The sequence below is a fragment of the Paenibacillus farraposensis genome (assembly GCF_020736845.1).
In the GTDB taxonomy this organism is placed as follows: Bacteria; Bacillota; Bacilli; order Paenibacillales; family Paenibacillaceae; genus Paenibacillus; species Paenibacillus farraposensis.
Genome location: NZ_JAFFQR010000089.1, coordinates 1 through 322, shown reverse-complemented (window position 1 = coordinate 322; position 322 = coordinate 1). Strand labels below are relative to the sequence as shown.

Annotated in this window: 1 tRNA gene; it reads left to right on the top strand. The window is 49.1% G+C overall.

Annotated features, from left to right (window positions below):
- The first annotated feature begins 80 nt into the window (after positions 1 to 80).
- Positions 81 to 156, top strand: a tRNA-Thr gene (locus JO375_RS14795).
- The last annotated feature ends 166 nt before the right edge of the window (positions 157 to 322 follow it).

Genomic DNA, 322 nt, shown 5'->3' with positions numbered 1-322 from the left:
TGTAGAGGCCTAACATGCCTGCCTGTCACGCAGGAGATCGCGGGTTCGAATCCCGTCAGTTCCGCCATTTAACTTAATATGCCGGTGTAGCTCAACTGGTAGAGCAACTGACTTGTAATCAGTAGGTTGGGGGTTCAAGTCCTCTCGCCGGCACCATATATGGAGGATTAGCGAAGTGGCCAAACGCAGCAGACTATAAATCTGTTCTCTTACGAGTTCAGTGGTTCAAATCCTATATCCCCTGCCATTTAAGAGCCATTAGCTCAGTTGGTAGAGCACCTGACTTTTAATCAGGGTGTCGAAGGTTCGAGTCCTTCATGGC